This window comes from Pseudomonas sp. GW821-FHT09E04 (genome assembly GCF_059416185.1).
On record NZ_JBWKOR010000005.1, the window covers coordinates 594,804 to 609,813 of the forward strand.

At 62.2% G+C, this 15,010-nt stretch carries 8 protein-coding genes; 5 read left to right on the forward strand and 3 right to left on the reverse strand.

Annotated elements, in window-relative coordinates; translation table 11 throughout:
- Positions 1-9 precede the first annotated feature (9 nt).
- From AC07N4_RS21485 to AC07N4_RS21495, 3 genes are all read right to left on the reverse strand, one after another.
- Positions 10-7,308 (reverse strand): Ig-like domain-containing protein, encoded by a 7,299-nt coding sequence (locus AC07N4_RS21485; RefSeq protein WP_493065915.1) that lies wholly within the window; start codon positions 7,306-7,308, stop codon positions 10-12.
- Between the two features lie 52 nt (positions 7,309-7,360).
- Positions 7,361-8,197, reverse strand: coding sequence for a sulfotransferase family protein (locus AC07N4_RS21490; RefSeq protein ID WP_096823018.1), 837 nt, complete (start codon positions 8,195-8,197; stop codon positions 7,361-7,363).
- 145 nt (positions 8,198-8,342) lie between these two features.
- Positions 8,343-9,938: a glycosyltransferase family 39 protein gene (locus tag AC07N4_RS21495; protein ID WP_493065916.1), complete on the reverse strand. Its 1,596-nt coding sequence runs from the start codon at positions 9,936-9,938 to the stop codon at positions 8,343-8,345.
- A 241-nt stretch (positions 9,939-10,179) separates the two neighbouring features.
- Here AC07N4_RS21495 and AC07N4_RS21500 point away from each other — a divergent pair, with 241 nt between their 5' ends.
- The 5 genes from AC07N4_RS21500 (at position 10,180) to AC07N4_RS21520 (ending at position 14,998) form a co-directional block, all read left to right on the forward strand.
- Positions 10,180-10,767 carry a phage tail protein gene (locus tag AC07N4_RS21500; RefSeq protein WP_102620539.1) on the forward strand — a complete coding sequence of 196 codons (588 nt, stop codon included), beginning with the start codon at positions 10,180-10,182 and terminating at the stop codon, positions 10,765-10,767.
- Positions 10,768-10,823: 56 nt separating this feature from the next.
- Positions 10,824-11,135, forward strand: a complete 312-nt coding sequence (locus AC07N4_RS21505) for a DUF6916 family protein (RefSeq protein ID WP_096823021.1) — start codon at positions 10,824-10,826, stop codon at positions 11,133-11,135.
- Between the two features lie 178 nt (positions 11,136-11,313).
- Complete coding sequence (locus tag AC07N4_RS21510) at positions 11,314-13,383, forward strand: type VI secretion system Vgr family protein (protein WP_493065917.1); 2,070 nt, start codon at positions 11,314-11,316, stop codon at positions 13,381-13,383.
- On the forward strand, positions 13,380-14,228 hold the full coding sequence (locus AC07N4_RS21515) for a DUF4123 domain-containing protein (RefSeq protein ID WP_493065918.1): 849 nt from the start codon (positions 13,380-13,382) through the stop codon (positions 14,226-14,228). The genes AC07N4_RS21510 and AC07N4_RS21515 overlap by 4 nt, the downstream gene beginning before the upstream one ends.
- Positions 14,225-14,998 carry a hypothetical protein gene (locus AC07N4_RS21520; RefSeq protein ID WP_493065919.1) on the forward strand — a complete coding sequence of 258 codons (774 nt, stop codon included), beginning with the start codon at positions 14,225-14,227 and terminating at the stop codon, positions 14,996-14,998. The genes AC07N4_RS21515 and AC07N4_RS21520 overlap by 4 nt, the downstream gene beginning before the upstream one ends.
- Positions 14,999-15,010 lie beyond the last annotated feature (12 nt).

Genomic DNA, 15,010 nt, shown 5'->3' on the forward strand with positions numbered 1-15,010 from the left:
TGTGTGTTGTCAGGCCGGCATTTCGCTGATGCCGACCTGTTGCAGAGCCGCCGCCAGGTTGTCGACCCGGTGCTGCTCGCTGTCCTTGATCTGTTGCAGTTGCTGGCCCAGGGTCGGCGCGCCGAACACACCGCGCAGGCCTTGGGACACGTCGCCGCCCCGGATCGAGTGGCTGTCGAAAGCGTTCAGCGAACCCCGCTCGGCGGCGCTGTCCTGATTGAACAGACTCGACAGCGTGCTGCTGCCAAATACCCCGCCATCGCCGCCGCCGAATCCGAGGAAGCCATGGCCGGAACCGTCACCGCCGCTGTCGCTGCTGGTGAAGACCTGGGCAATGAAACTCGGGCTCAACGCACCTTGGTTGATGAAAATATCGCCCAGCGGACGGATGCCGTCGCCGATCACCCGCTGTTCGAACAACGGTGCGAAAGTCAGCGGTGAACCGAGGTTGCCGGTGGGCGGCATGAAGACGATCGGTTGCAGCGGGACGTTCGGCGGTGGCGGCTGCACGACCGGATCGCTGCTGCGGAACTCCGGATCCGGCGTCACCACGACTGACGGTGAAGTCGGTGACACTGCCGGCACTGTATTGATCACGTAGTTGCCGGAACTGCTGACACCACTGCCGCTGTTTCCGGACAGATCGCTGACCCCGGCACTGTTGATGCTGATCGCATTGCTGGCGCTGTTGACGTTGGCGTTCGGCGTCAGGGTCGCGGTCCAGGTCTTGCCGCCGTCGCTGCTGCTCAGGTTGGACAAGGTGCCGTTGGCCACGCTGAGATCCGACAGGTCGAAACCGGTCACCGCTTCGTTGAAGGTGATGATCACCTGCGACGTCTGGCCGACGCCCAGATTCGGGTTGGCGACCACTACCGTGGCGGTCGGCCGCTCACTGTCGAGGGCATAGTTGTTCGACACCGCCACCGTGCTGCCGACGTTGCCCGCCAGGTCGGTGACGTTGCTGGTGTCCAGGGCAATGAAATTGCTTGGGTCGGTGACATTCGCGGTCGGCGTGAAGGTCGCGGTCCAGGTCTTGCCGCCATCGCTGCTGGTCAGGTTGCTCAGGTCACCGTTGGTCACGCTCAGGTCGGACAGGTCGAAATTGCTCACCGCCTCGCTGAAGGTGAAGGTCACCGTGGTGCTCTGACCGATGCCCAGATGCGGGTTGGCGACCACGATGTTCACCGTCGGCCGGGTCGCATCGAGGATGTAGTTATTGGAGATGGCGATGCTCGCGCCAAGGTTGCCGGCCAGATCCTGGACACCTGCGGTGTCGATCAGGATCAGGTTGGTCGCGTCGTTGACGCCGGCTGTTGGCGTGAAGGTCGCCGTCCAGGTCACGCCGCCGTCGCTGCTGGTCAGGTTCGACAGCGCACCGTTGGCGACGCTGATGTCGGACAGGTCGAAACCGCTCACCGCTTCGCTGAAGGTGATGGTCACGGTGGTGGTTTCACCGATGCCCAGCCGGTTGTCGGCGACCACGATGGTGGCGGTCGGCAGCGCGGTGTCGATGACGAAGTTGTTGGAATCGGTGTTGCCGATGCCACTGTTGCCCGACAGGTTGGCCACCCCGGCGTTGTTCAGGGTGATCAGGTTGGTGGCGTCAGAGATATTGGCCGTCGGCGTGAAGGTCGCGGTCCAGGTAATACCGCCGTCGCTGCTGCTGACATTGCTCAATGTGCCGTTGGCGATGGTCAGGTCACTGTTGTCGAAACCGCTCACCGCTTCGCTGAAGGTGATGGTCACCAACGAGGTTTCCCCGGCCTTGAGCGAAGTGTCGGCAACCACGATGGTGGCGGTCGGCACCAGGGTCTGCACCTGGTAGTTGGCCGAACTGGTGGTGCCAGTGCCGGTGTTGCCGGCCAGGTCGGTGATGCCGGTGTTGTTCAGGACAATCAGGTTGGTGAGGTCGGTCACACCGATGTTTGGCGTGAACGTGGCCGTCCAGGTGATGCCGCCGTCGCTGCTGCTGACGTTGCTCAACGTGCCGTTGGCGACGCTCAGGTCGGAATTGTCGAATCCGGTCACCGCCTCGCTGAACGTGATGGTCACCAGCGACGTTTCACCCGGCCGCAGGCTGGAGTCGCTCATGACAATGGTCGCGGTCGGGCGCTGACTGTCGACCGCGTAGTTGTTGGAGTCGGTGGTGCCACTGCCGGCGTTGCCCGCAAGGTCGGCGATGCCGGTGTTGTCCAGCGTGATGATGTTGGTGGTGTCGGTGATACCGGCCGCCGGGGTAAAGGTGGCCGTCCAGGTGATGCCGCCATCGCTGCTGCTCACCGCACTCAGCGTGCCGTTGTCGATGGTCAGGTCGGCATTGGTGAAACCGGTCACCGCTTCGCTGAAGGTAATGGTCACCAGACTGGTCTGGCCGACGCCGAGTGCGGTGTCAGCCACTACGATAGTGGCGGTCGGGCGCACCGTATCGATCGAATAATTGTTCGAATCGGTGGTGCCGCTGCCGGCATTGCCCGACAGGTTTTGAACACCGGAGTTGTCCAGCGTAATCAGGTTGGTGGCATCGGTGATGTTGGTGGTCGGCGTGAAGGTGGCCGTCCAGGTGATGCCGCCGTCGCTGCTGCTGACTGCCGACAACGTGCCGTTGGCAATCGTCAGGTCGGCGTTGGTGAAACCGGTCACCGCCTCGCTGAAGGTAATGGTCACCAGCGAGGTCTCGCCGATCTTCAGACTGGGGTCGGCCACGATGATGGTCGCGGTCGGCAGCACGGTATCGATGGTGTAATTGGCCGAGCTGGTGGTTCCGCTGCCGGCGTTGCCGGCCAGGTCGGCGACCCCGGCGTTGGCCAGGGCGATCACGTTGGTAGCGTCGTTGACGCCCACGTTCGGGGTGAACGTCGCCGTCCAGGTGATGCCGCCGTCGCTACTGCTCACGGCCGTCAGCGTACCGTTGGCAATCGTCAGGTCGGCGTTGGTGAAACCGCTCACCGCTTCGCTGAACGTGATGGTCACCAGCGAGGTTTCACCGGCGCTGAGGTTGCTGTCGGAAAGCACGATGGTCGCGGTCGGGCGCTGGCTGTCGATCGCATAGTTGTTGGAATCGGTGGTGCCGCTGCCGGCGTTGCCCGCCAGATCGGCGATGCCGGTGTTGTCGAGTGTGATGATGTTGGTGGTGTCGGTGATACCGGCCGCCGGCGTGAACGTCGCCGTCCAGGTGATGCCGCCATCGCTGCTGCTCACCGCACTCAGCGTACCGTTAGCGATGGTCAGGTCGGCGTTGGTGAAACCGGTCACCGCTTCGCTGAAGGTGATGGTCACCAGGCTGGTCTGGCCGATGCCGAGCGCGGTGTCGGCGACCACAATGGTGGCGGTCGGACGCACGGTATCGATCGCGTAATTGTTCGAATCGGTGGTGCCGCTACCCGCGTTGCCCGACAGGTTCTGTACGCCGGTATTGTCCAGGACGATCAGGTTGGTGGCGTCGTTGATGTTGCTGGTCGGCGTGAACGTTGCCGTCCAGGTGATGCCGCCGTCGCTGCTGCTGACAGCCGTCAACGTACCGTTGGCGATGGTCAGGTCGGCGTTGGTGAAACCGGTGACCGCCTCGCTGAACGTGATGGTCACCAGCGAGGTCTCGCCGATTTTCAGCGAGTTGTCGGCAATGATGATGGTCGCGGTCGGCACCACGGTGTCGATGGTGTAGTTGTTGGAGTTGGTCGTGCCGCTGCCGGCGTTGCCCGCCAGGTCGGCGATGCCGGTGTTGGCCAGACCGATCACGTTGGTCGCGTCATTGATGCCCACGTTCGGGGTGAACGTTGCTGTCCAGGTGATGCCGCCGTCGCTGCTGCTCACCGCCGTCAGGGTGCCGTTGGCAACCACAATGTCGGCATTGCTGAAACCGGTCACCGCTTCGCTGAAGGTGAAAGTCACCAGAGTCGTTTCACCGGCCGTGAGGTTGCTGTCAGCGACCACGATGGTCGCGGTCGGACGCTGGGTATCGATGGCGTAGTTGTTGGAATCGACGGTGCCGCTGCCGGCGTTACCGGCCAGGTCAGCGATGCCGGTGTTATCCAGCGTAATCAGGTTGGTGGCATCGGTGATATTGGCGCTCGGGGTGAACGTCGCGGTCCAGGTAATGCCGCCGTCGCTGCTGCTGACGGCCGACAACGTGCCGTTGGCGATGGTCAGGTCGGCGTTGGTGAAACCGGTCACCGCTTCGCTGAAGGTGATGGTTACCAGCGAGGTTTCGCCGATTTTCAGAGCGTTGTCAGCCACCACGATGGTCGCGGTCGGACGCTGGGTGTCGATCGCGTAATTGTTTGAATCGGTCGTGCCGCTGCCGGCGTTGCCGTTCAGGTCAGCGATGCCGGTGTTGTTCAGGGTGATCAGGTTGGTCGCGTCAGTGATGCTGGCGGTGGGTGTGAACGTTGCCGTCCAGGTGATGCCGCCGTCGCTGCTGCTGACCGCCGTCAACGTGCCATTGGCGATGGTCAGATCAGCGTTGGTGAAACCGGTCACCGCTTCACTGAAAGTGATGGTCACCAGCGAGGTTTCGCCGATTTTCAGAGCGTTGTCAGCCACCACGATGGTCGCGGTCGGCCGCGCGGTGTCGATGGCGTAGTTGTTCGAGTTGGTGGAGCCGCTGCCGGCGTTGCCGGCCAGATCGACGACCCCGGTGTTATCCAGGGTGATCAGGTTGGTGGTGTCCGTGATGCTGCCGGTCGGCGTCAGCGTGGCGGTCCAGGTAATGCCGCCGTCACTGCTGCTCAGACCGCTCAGGGTGCCATTGGCCACCGTCATGTCGGCGGTGGTGAAGCCGCTGACCGCTTCGCTGAAGGTAATGGTCACCAGCGAGGTTTCACCCGCCGCCAGATTGGTGTCGGCAACGACAATGGTCGCTGTCGGCCGCACGGTATCGATCACGTAATTGGCCGAATCCGTCGTGCCGCTGCCGGCGTTGCCGGCAAGGTCAGCAATACCGGTGTTGTCCAGGGAGATAAGGTTGGTGGTGTCGGTGATGCTGGCGCTCGGGGTAAATGTTCCGGTCCAGGTGATGCCACCGTCGCTGCTGCTCACCGCCGTCAATGTGCCGTTGGCGATGGTCAGGTCGGCGTTGGTGAAACCGGTCACCGCTTCGCTGAAAGTGAAGGTCACCAGCGACGTATCGCCGATCTTCAATGCCGTATCGGACATCACGATGGTCACGGTCGGCCGTGCGGTATCGATCGCGTAGTTGATGGAATTGGTCGTGCCGACGCCCGCCACGCCGTCGCTGATCGCGGTCACCCCGGTGTTGTCGAGGGTGATCAGGTTGGTGCTGTCGGTAATGTTGTTGGTTGGCGTGAAGGTCGCGGTCCAGGTCAGGCCGCCGTCGCTGCTGCTGACCGATGTCAGCGTGCCGTTGGCGATGGTCAGGTCGGCGTTGGTAAACCCGGTGACTGCCCGGCTGAAGGTGATGGTCACCAGCGAGGTTTCGCCGATTTTCAGGGCTGTGTCCGACATCACGATGGTCGCGGTCGGTGGTTCCACATAGGCGGTATTGAGCGTGCCGCCATTGTTGTAGATCGCCGCGAAGGCCAACGGTACAGAGCCCGTCACGCCGCCGCCCAGTTCCGTACCGCCGGCGCCGCTGCCGGCCGCGTTGCCGCTGATGGCGCTGAAGTTGGCGGCGGTGATCAGTACCGTGCCGCCCTGGTTCCAGATCGCACCAACACCCCGACCGCCGTCGCCGCCGTTCAGGTTGTTGCTGCCCTGGCCGCTGCCGCCACCACCCCCGCCGCCTGCACCGATGTTGTTGCTGATGACCGAGGTGCCGACGATTTTCAGGGTGCCGGTCGAGGCGTTGTAAATGCCGCCGGCCGCGTTGCCGCCGACGCCGCCGACCTTGTCCCAACCGGAGCCGCCACCGCCGCCGCCAATGGAAATGGTGCCGTTGTTGGCCGTGCCGCCGTTGCCGCCGTTACTGTAATAGGACACGCCCACACCGCCGGCGCCGCCGGTGGTCGAGCCGCCGCGTCCGCCCATGTGCGTTGCGTCATAGCCACCGCCGTAGCCGCCGACACCGCCACTGCCGGCCTGGCCGCCCAGCGTACCGGTGCCTGGCCCGGCCGTGCCGCCATGGCCGCCGCCCTGACCGCCTAGGCCACCGCCACCGCCACCACCGCCGCCGTAGTTGGCGCCCGTGACACCGCCGCCGCCACCACCGCCGGCCGCCGCGTTACCCGTGACCGAAACGTTGTTCAGGGTCAGGATGCCGGCGTTGAAAATCCCGCCGCCCATGGCGCCGGTTGCGCCGTAGCCGCCATTACCACCGTTGCCCGAGACCAGGCCCCGGGTAATGACCAGGCCATCGAGCGTTACCGTACTGCCGGAGGTGATTTCCACCACCCGGGTCTTGTACTGGCCATCGAGCGTGACGTCGGCGACACCGTCGTTGTTCAGGTCGCCATCGACCGTGATGTTCTTGTTGATCAACAACTCCGAAGTGAGCTGCACCGTCATGCTGGTGCCGAAGGTCACGATGTCGCCGTTCTGCGCCGAGGCCAACGCTGCGCGCAGCGAGCCGACCCCGGTGTTCGCGTTGTTGGTGGCGGTCCAGGTGGCGAGGCCCCACTGGTACTCGCTCATCGACAGGGTCGACAGCACGTTGGCGCTCTCGATCTTGCCCGTGGCAATCTCCAGATCCCAGTCGCCGCCCACACCGGTGCGGTTGTTCGATGCCGCCACGTCGCGGCCGGTCAATTGTGCCAGCGAGTCGACGAAGCTCAGGCCTCGGTCACCCTCGGCGGTATAGCAGCCGTAAATGAGGATGTCGCCGCCGACGTTCATGTCCTTGCCGATTTCAGCCAGCACCGCGCTGCGCTGCGCGACGTTGTCCGCCGACAGGTAGCTGTTGCCAAGCCAAAGGTCACCGGCGTTGCCGTGGGCGATGATCTGCACCGAACTGACGCCCGAGTGCTGGTCGAGGTAATCGGCGATCTGCTGCAAACCATCCTTGCTGGCATCGAGCTTGACCACTTGCGTGCCGGGAGCGACGCCTTTGAGCAGGCTGTCGGCATCCTTGACCCGGGCATCGACGAACACCACGCTTTGGCCCGGTACCGCGACAGGGCTGGCGGCAGGTGTGGCATCAGCCTGGCCGTGGGTGTCCTTGCTGGCCACCGGATGATCGGCCGTCGGCGCCTTGGCTGCATCGGCGGTGGGATGGCTGTCGGCCTGGGCGGCTGTATCAGCGACAGTGGCCGCGACGGCACCGTCGAACAGCATGCGCGGTTCCAGCGACATGATCAGCGGCGCAGCCAGCGTCCGTTGGCCTTCGGTTACCCGCGACTTTTGCTTGCTCCACCACATGTTGCTCACCCGGACTCGAACAGTTGTAACGCATCAATGAAAAACGCCGCGATCAACTGATCGCGGCGTCGGACTTCATACGAATGACATTGGCAGCGCTGGCTGAGCCATCGAGCCAAAAGGACAAATCGGCGTATTGCTTGAACAGGTCCGGCGGCAGAATCGTGCGCCGGGACTGCAGGGCGACCTTGGGTTTGACCTTGTGCAGGCCGGCCACGCCAAGGGCCTGGTCGAACTCTGGCGCGTCATAGGCCAGGTGTTCGAAATCGTGTTCGAACCAGGGTTCGCCAATGAAGTCGTATACCAGCCGCAGCACGCGCTCCGGGGCCTGGGTCAACAAGTCGTAATCGACGATCAGCAGCGAATCGGCGTGCTCGCCGTAATAGGCTTCCTTGAGCGCTGCCCAGGCGAATCCCACCAGACGGTTGCGCTGGGCCAGGGTTTCGCAGCGGCTGTAGACCGTGTTGCGCTCGACGGCATCGCCGAACAGCTTGGTGTTTTCATAGGGGTTGGCGCGGTACAGCCGTTCCAGGCTGTCCATCACCCAGGCGACGTTGCGCACGCAGGCAATGACTTTCGCTTGGGGAAACAGGTCGCTGATGGCCGGCAGGCGTGAGCTCCACTGCCGATTGGTGTCGAACACCACCGGTTTGTCGGCCTTGTCGGCGTAGTAGGAATCGAAGAGCCCGCGCAGCAGGCGACGGCGCATCTCGGTGTCGATCACCGCGCCGAATTCGCTGCCGGCGCTGCATTGTTCAAGGACACCGGAGAACAGTGCGCCGACCGGGCTGGTCATGCCGGCATGAAAGCGCGGGTTCTGCAGAAGGATCGCAGAAAGCAGGGTCGAGCCCGAGCGCGGCAAGCCGGAGATAAAGTGGAACTGCTGCATCCCTTCACCGTATTTGTAAGTCCCTTTGTCCGACGAGCGTAGTCCAACAATACCCTTTCGACTAGTAGTGTTTTGATATCAAAATAGAGCAAAACGGATTATTAAAATGCGTTTTTATCGCGAATAAAAAGGTGAAGCGTTTAAGTCATCTGGCTTCTGTTCCTTGCGCTGTTTTCAACGAAAAAAGTCGCGCTTTCGCTCCACCGGCGTGGGTCTGGTCACGCAATTCCCAGGTCGGCGGCAAGGGTACGAATGGATCGGGTACATCCACGTCCAGATCACCGATCAGCCAGACTCGAGCGCTGTCCTTCGGCAGATCCCCCAGCCGATCCAGATAGACCTCATCGGACACCAGCGTGCCGAAACCATAGTGGTTCGGACGCGTCGAACGGCCATCGGCGGCGGGCGGTGTATACAAGCGGATCTGGGCATCCGTGCGGTTGTAGTAGACGTAGCTCAAGTACCAGAGCATGTCGCTGGTGACGATCCGGTCGCCGCTGACGAAGTGGCGGTTGATGTGATCGACCATGACATTGAACTGGTCGTTCGGATCGACCGTGGCGTTGGTGTTCACCCCGATCATCTCGACCCCGATCAGCGATACCAGCACCGCTATCGCGAGCACACGAACATGGCTGTACAAACGATCGATGGCCAGCCCCGCCAACATCGGCAATCCCAGCGCATAGGCTGTCAGATAACGTTCGATAAACACCGGGCTGATGAAAGACACCGCGAACACCAGCAACAACGGCACACCGGTGTAGAGCGCCAGCAGCACACTGCCATGATTCACACTGCGGTCGCGGGCAACGGCCACGCCCGCCAGCACCAGCAAGGCCAGCGGCACACCGCCGAACAGCAACAGCGGAAGATGGTCACCATCGTTCTGGATCAACCACAGCCAGATCATCGACGGCAGGGAAGACAGGGTCACCGGATCTTCCCAGCCGACATCGCCACCGGCCTTGAGCTCTTCCATGTGTTGCATCAGACCGAGCAGGTTCGGCAGCCACGGCAGGTAGAGCACGACAATGGCCAGGTTGGCCAGCCACCAGTCCTTGCGCTGGAGATGCCGCAGGCGATAACCCGGCAGCAAGCGGATCAGCCCCAGATACAGCCAGTGGCTCAGCGCAGCCAGCACGGCGAAATAATGGGTGTACAGCGCGGCGGTCATCAGCAGCGCATAGATCACCAGATACCGGCGACGCTGCGGGCGCCTGATCCAGTAGATCAACGCCAGGGTGGTGCCGATCAGCAGCAGGCCGAGCAGCGAGTACATGCGCACTTCCTGGCTGTAGCGCACCGCCGTCGGCAGCAGCGCCAGCAGCACCCCGGCGATGATCGCGGCGCGGCGGGTGGCCAGACGGTCGACCAGGCACACACCCAGCCCGACCGTGGCGATGCCGGCCAGGGCGCTGAGGCTGCGGATCGACAGGATGCCGTCGCCGAACAACCCGATCCAGCCATGCAGCAGCATGAAGTAAAACGGCGGATGCACATCGAACGCCGCATGCTCCCAGATGCCACCCAGCGAATAGTTCGCCAGCAGCAGGCTGGAGCCTTCGTCGCCCCAGATCGCGGCAGCGGTCAGGTCATAAAAACGCACGACCGTCGCCAACAGCAAAATCGGTATCAGCCACTGCTGGCGAGCCCAGCGCAGCAAACGCCGGACACCGGCATTCGGTGCGGCAAACGGGTCCTGGGTATCCCCCAGCGGAGTCTCGCGACGCGCTTCCATCAACCTTCCCTTACGGTATTCCGAGTAAAAAACAGCGCCATTCATTGCGCACACTGTAGGCCAGAGCTGAAGCCGACGCGCGGCCACGACGACGTCCGGCAAGTCCGTCGATCCGGGTCTACGCTACGGCTTGGCGTGACCTGCCCGCGCAAATGGAAGGAGTCAGTAAAGCGTTTCGACCTGCCCGGCAGTAGAGGCTACCGCGCGGCGCGCCGACCACATAACAGAAGGATGAGGAACCATGGAAGTCTTTATGGGTACGATTCAACCGTTCGCCTTCAACTTCGCTCCCAGCGGCTGGGCCTTGTGTAATGGACAAATCCTGGGCATCTCGCAATACCAGGCGTTGTTTGCCTTGCTGGGTACCTACTACGGCGGTAATGGCACGACCAACTTTCAGTTGCCCAATCTGCAAGGGCGCACGATGGTCGCTCAGGGGGCCGGGCTGGGGCTGACGCCGCGTGTCATCGGTGAAGTGTCCGGCACCGAGAGTGTCACCGCCACCATTGCCAACATGCCCAATCATACGCACGCCATGACCGGTCTCACCGCCAATACGGCCTTGAAACTGGCCGTACCCGCGAGCAATCCGGCGACCACGCCAACCGCCACCAACTCCTACATCGGCGCCTCCGGTGGCGGCCCAGGCTCGGCGAATATCTACTCCGACGCCCAAGGCGCCACGCCGGTTCCAATCCAGGGCCTGACCACAACCGTCACCGGGGACATTTCCTCCACTGGCGGCAGTCAGCCGCTGGGCATCATGAACCCCTTCCTGGTCCTCAACTTCAGCGTTGCCCTGAACGGCCTCTTCCCTTCGCGCAACTGAACAACCGCCGGGGGCTTCGGGCCCCCGGCCGTTTCTCTCGTCACTGGAGTCAGACCATGCTGCAAGCGGTTCAGATCCAACACGCCCAGGCATTGCTGGGACAACAACACACGCTGCACCTGCCGGACGGCACAGCGCTGCCGATTCAGATCGAATACCTCGAAGAAGTCCCTGCGGCGAAAACCCGCTTCAGCGAACGCATGCCCTTCTGCCTCGAATTCAACAGCCTGGTGCCGACCGAGTTTGTCGACGGTTTGTGCGCATTGGAACTGCCGGAACTCGGGCGAGTGGAGGACATCTTCGTGTCACGGGTGCCGGCGATGGGGCGAGATCCGCAATTGGGCTACTTCTGCATTTCCTTCAACTGATGCGCTACCGGCGCCCTACAAAATCCGCGCGAAGCCCTGTAGGAAAAAGATGTAGGAACAAGGTCAGGCCCTTGTAGTCCGGGCACTTCAACCCATTTTATTGGGAAACGTCCGACATCATTTCCCGGATGACCTTGATAGCGTTGTTCCGAATCCGTCACAGGACAAGGAACAACGGATGTTCAATGCCAATGCTCGTTTTCGCCTCACGACCGACGATTTTAAACACGATTTTCAGGTGCTTTCCTTCACCGGCACCGAAGCCGTCAGCGAACCCTTTGCCTTCAAGGTCGAGCTGGTCAGCACCAGACCGGATGCCGATCTTCCAGGCCTGATGCACCAACAGGCCTTTCTTGCTTTCGATGACCAGGGCCACGGCATCCACGGACAGGTCCAGCACATCGCTCGGGGAAACATCGGCAAGCGATTGACGCGATACAGCCTGACCCTGGCCCCTCGGCTGGCCAATCTGCGTCATCGCGTCAATCAACGGATTTTCCAGAACCTGAGCGTGCCACGAATCCTCGCGCAGATTCTCGAAGAACATGGCATTCACGCTGACCTCTACCAGTTCAAGCTCGGTGAGCCGTTGCCGGATCGTGAATATTGCGTGCAGTACAACGAATCGGACCTGCACTTCATCCAGCGCCTGTGTCAGGAAGACGGCCTGCACTACCACTTCCGGCACAGCCGCGACAGGCACCTGCTGGTATTTGGCGACGACCAGACCGTGTTTCCCCGCCTCTCTCGGCCAACACGCTTCAAACCCCACAACGCCATGGTTGCCGACAGATCGGTGATCCAGCGCTTCGACTACCGTCTCGAAACCCGGCCCAACCACGCCTCCAGCCGCGCCTATGACTTTAAAAAGGCGCGGATGGCACTGGAAGCAGATGCCCGAAAACCTGATCAACACCTGCAGCCAGATCTTGAGGTCTACGAGTATCCGGGACGCTACCTCGTCCGCGAGCACGGCAAGCGGTTGGCCCGGCGGGCCCTGGAGCGCCAGCGCACCGATGACTGCCTGGGCGAAGGCGACAGCAACGAACCGGCGCTGGTGTCGGGGCATTTTCTGTCACTGACCGAACATCCCGATCCGGCATTGAACGACTTGTGGCTGCTGACCGAAATCCGGCACGAGGGCAAGCAACCACAAGTGTTGGAGGAAACCGGCAGCCACACGCCACTCAGCTCGGAGAACGACTTCATTCAGGGCTATCGCAACCACTTCAAGGCCACGCCCTGGGAGGCGATCTACCGCCCGCCGTTGCGCTACCGCAAACCCCGCATCGGCTCGACCCAGACCGCCGTGGTCACCGGCCCGGAAGGCGAAGACATCCATTGCGACCGGTATGGCCGGGTCAAGGTGCAGTTCTTCTGGGATCGCGAGGGTCGCCATAACGACAAAAGCAGTTGCTGGCTGCGGGTGGCCTCGGGCTGGGCCGGCAATGCCCATGGCAGCGTGATCGTTCCGCGCGTGGGCATGGAAGTGCTGGTGACCTTTCTCCACGGCGATCCCGACCATCCGGTGATCAGTGGCTGCCTGACCAACAGCGCCAACCCGGTGCCTTACGAGTTGCCGATGCACAAGACCCGCAGCGTGTTTCGCTCCCGCAGTTCGCCGGACAGCGCGGGATTCAACGAGCTGATGATCGAAGACCGCGCAGGCCAGGAACAGATTTACCTGCGCGCCCAGCGCGATCTTCAGCTGAAGGTCGAGAACGACAGTCATCTGGAAATCGGCAACCAACGGCGGGAAACCGTCCGGGGCAACAGCTTCAGCGTGCTGCACGCCGAGGAACACCGCACCGTCACGGGTGATCGCAAGACCCGGCTCAAGGCCAGCGAATACCTGCACATCGGCGGAAGCAGCCACATCAAGACCGGTCAATCGCTGACGGCCGAAGCCGCCGGGCAAATGTGCTTCAGCGCCGGCGAACATCTGGTGCTGGAAGCCGGAAAAAGCATCAGCCTGAAGGTCGGTGGCGAGCATTTTGTCCTCGACCACAGCGGCCTTTACGGCAGCAGCGATCTGCTGATCGGCGGCGCACCGGTGCCCTTGCTACGAGCCCCGCTGTTGCAGCCCGACGGTATTGAAGACCTGTCGGCTCCCGCACCTTTGCCGCCATTGGTCGCACCCTCGCAACAGGCATTGATGACCGCCAGCAAAACCCTGGGCGCGGATTTCTGCCCGATCTGCGAAGCCTGCCGTGCGGGCATGTGCACGATCCCGGAGGCCGCAGCATGAGCGACTCCCTTGTACGACGCTGGCTGGTCGAGCAACACCGTGCCGATCGCCTCCTGTGCCTGGTCCTCGACTCGCAGAACGAGCGCGACATGCGCCAGCGCTGGCTGAAAAGCAGCCGTTACGAGCAATACGCCAGCCTCTACAGCGAAACCGCAGTCGCCGAACTGGCAGACACCGGCCCATTCCTCTTCACCTTCGACCAGCCCGACGACCGTCGTCTCGACGCCCTGCTCGACAGGCCGGACAGCCATTGGGGATGGTTGGCCAGCCTGGGCAAAGATGAGCTGAAGACCTGGGTCCGGCACTGGCAGGACCGGCTGATCGTCGGCGCCCGCCCGCATCAGGCGCTGTATCGCTTTCACGACAACCGGGTGCTGGCCCGGGCGCTGGAGCATCTGCCGGTGGATGCTTTGCCGGTGTATCTGGGGCCGGCGATCAGCGTTTGCCATTGGCAGGGCTCGCACTGGCAGATAACCGATAACCCCGCGCCGGGCAGCTACCCCGTGCCGGCCGCGCCACCGTGGCTGCAACTGCCGATACCTGATGAGCACGCCATGACGATTCGCCTGGCCAATGCCCACCGCTTTCTGCTGGCCGGGCATGTGCAGGCTTATTCCGCGTTGGCGTGCGCTCAGGATCCGCATGTCTGGCTGCGTGAACGACTGGAACTGGCCGAAGCCTGGGGCTGGCTGGCGCCGGAGCGGCTGGAGTTTCTGCTGATCCACAGCCTGCAAACACCGAATCTCGCGCCCCATTGGCAAGCCCGACCGGACGAAACGCCGGATGAACACTTTGATCGGGTTTACCAGCTCTCGAAGCACTGGAACGCGGAGGTGCCCTCATGAAGATTCAGCTCAAAAGCCTCGGTCTGATCGGCTGTTTCGCGGCACTGGGAGGCTGCAAGACCGAACCGCCCAACACCTTCAAATTCACAGCCGATCTACCGCCGGGATTTGCCTATGTCGCGGCGGTTTACTACGTACCCGAAAAAGGCCAGACCTGCACCCTCGACAGACGCGACAACCTTGCCCCGGTGTTCAACAGCAAGTGGCGGACGGATTACAAGCCGGATGCCGAAATCACGATTCGCAAGACGGTTAAGGGGTGTCCTTTGGTGGTCAGAAAAATCTCCCTGGAAATCAACTCTGCGTATGGCAAGGACTGGGGAGACATCAGCGGTGATCAAGGCATGGTGATCATTCGTGATGTGCTGGAAGAACAGTACAAAAACACCTTCAACGATGCTGGGGAAAGCTTCATTTACAGCCAGTGCGAATGGTGGTTCCGCACTGTGGGAACCAACCGCCGTATCGTCAAGATTCTTGATTGCTCCTCATCCAATGCCCAAGGAACACGAGAGCAGGGCAAGACATTTTCTGCCTTCACCCTTGAACAACTACCGGGCAAGACCTTGAGGCTAAAAGTCGGGCTAGCAGAAAAGGAAAAGCCTGGATGGGGGGACACATGGGTGAAGGTGCCGAATGGTTGGAAGCGCTGCATGGGGGAAAACCTTGAAGATCAAGATGCCTACTGCCGCGGCAATTACACCGACTTCAGTGGATTCACCATGCCGGATGGCCGTATCTGCACCATTTATCCCGGTTGTACAGAATAAGGAGCGCTCATC

Excerpts from the sequence above, each read along its gene's own strand:
- AC07N4_RS21485 (WP_493065915.1), bottom strand. The coding sequence starts at position 7,308 with ATGTGGTGGAGCAAGCAAAAGTCGCGGGTAACCGAAGGCCAACGGACG.
- AC07N4_RS21490 (WP_096823018.1), bottom strand. The coding sequence starts at position 8,197 with ATGCAGCAGTTCCACTTTATCTCCGGCTTGCCGCGCTCGGGCTCGACC.
- AC07N4_RS21495 (WP_493065916.1), bottom strand. The coding sequence starts at position 9,938 with ATGGAAGCGCGTCGCGAGACTCCGCTGGGGGATACCCAGGACCCGTTT.
- AC07N4_RS21500 (WP_102620539.1), top strand. The coding sequence starts at position 10,180 with ATGGAAGTCTTTATGGGTACGATTCAACCGTTCGCCTTCAACTTCGCT.
- AC07N4_RS21505 (WP_096823021.1), top strand. The coding sequence starts at position 10,824 with ATGCTGCAAGCGGTTCAGATCCAACACGCCCAGGCATTGCTGGGACAA.
- AC07N4_RS21510 (WP_493065917.1), top strand. The coding sequence starts at position 11,314 with ATGTTCAATGCCAATGCTCGTTTTCGCCTCACGACCGACGATTTTAAA.
- AC07N4_RS21515 (WP_493065918.1), top strand. The coding sequence starts at position 13,380 with ATGAGCGACTCCCTTGTACGACGCTGGCTGGTCGAGCAACACCGTGCC.
- AC07N4_RS21520 (WP_493065919.1), top strand. The coding sequence starts at position 14,225 with ATGAAGATTCAGCTCAAAAGCCTCGGTCTGATCGGCTGTTTCGCGGCA.